Genomic DNA, 1298 nt, shown 5'->3' with positions numbered 1-1298 from the left:
AAGGTGGGGAAGGTTTCGTAGAGTTGGCGGCCCATGCCGGGGTGTTGGGCGCCTTGTCCGGAGTAGAGGAACGCGGTTTTGCCGGGTCGGGCACGCCCGATGATCACGTTCACGCCCACCCCGACGCCGATGCTGTTGCGGGTGTTCGACGGGGTCGCGGTGGGGGTGTCGGCTCCGTTGCCGGTTGCCGTTGCGGCTCCGCTTGCGGCGTCTGTGCCGCTGCTGCCGTTGCTCGTGCTCGTGCCGCTTGCGGCGTTCTCGGTGCCGCCGTGGGCGCCAGTGCCGTTGCCCGTGCCGTTGACGGTGCCGTTGACGGTCGCGGTGTTGATGCCGTTGCCACTGGCCGCGCCAGCGTCTGAGCCGTCGCTGCCGTTGCTCGTATCACCGTTGCCGTTGACGTTGCCGTTGCTCTTGGCGACGTCGTTGTCTGTGCCGTCACCTGTGCCGAGGCTGGTGCTGTCGTCGGTGTTGGTGCCGGCGAGGTGGTCGAGGGCGTGGTGGAGGTCGTCGGCGTTGCGGGCCAGGATGACGGCGCGGTGCTCAAGATGGGCACGTGTGGTGGCCGTGGACAGGGCGATGTCGTGCAGGGGGAGGTCGGGGTGGGTGGTGAGGTGGCTGGCCAGGCGGGCGGCCTGGGCGGCCAGGCTGGTCTGGTCACGGGCGGATAGGGCTACCGGGATCAGCGGTAGGGGCTGCGGAGCTTCGGTGCCCGTGCCGGTGTCCTTGTCAGCGCCTGCGTTAATGCCAGTACCTGCGCCTATGCCATTGCCCGCGTTAGCGCCCGCACCGGTGCTTGCCTGAGCCCCTGCGGCGGTGCTTGTGCTGGTGCCCGCGTTGGGGGCGGTGCCTGTGGGGGTGGGGTGGGGGGCTTGTTCGAGGATGAGGTGGGCGTTGGTGCCGCTGATGCCGAAGGAGGAGATGGCGGCTCGGCGTGGTTTGTCGCTGTGTGCGGGCCAGGTTTGGGGGTGTTGGAGGAGGCGGATCTGGCCTTGTTCCCAGTCGACGTGGGTGGTGGGGGTGGTGATGTGCAGGGTTTGGGGGAGGAGGGCTTCGCGGGCGGCCATGACCATCTTGATCACACCCGCCACCCCGGAGGCGCATTGAGTGTGGCCGAGGTTGGACTTCACGGTGCCCAGCCACAAGGGGTGTTCTTCGGGACGGGCTCCGTACACCTCGAGGAGGGCTTGGGCCTCGATGGGGTCGCCGAGTTTGGTGCCGGTGCCGTGGGCTTCGACCGCGTCGATGTCACCGGGGGCCAGGCCGGCGTTGGCCAGCGCCTGGCGGATCACCCGCTCCTG

At 69.0% G+C, this 1298-nt stretch carries 1 protein-coding gene; it reads right to left on the bottom strand.

Annotated features, from left to right (window positions below):
• Positions 1–1289: ketoacyl-synthetase C-terminal extension domain-containing protein (locus AB0J87_RS64400; RefSeq protein ID WP_363985929.1), on the bottom strand; the 1289-nt coding region annotated here is incomplete at its 3' end.
• Positions 1290–1298: the final 9 nt, after the last annotated feature.

Origin of the sequence: Nonomuraea sp. NPDC049625, assembly GCF_040675285.1 — a bacterium.
Taxonomy (GTDB): Bacteria; Actinomycetota; Actinomycetes; order Streptosporangiales; family Streptosporangiaceae; genus Nonomuraea; species Nonomuraea angiospora_A.
Note: the sequence above shows the minus strand (reverse complement) of the source record. Positions and strands in the feature narration are given on the sequence as shown.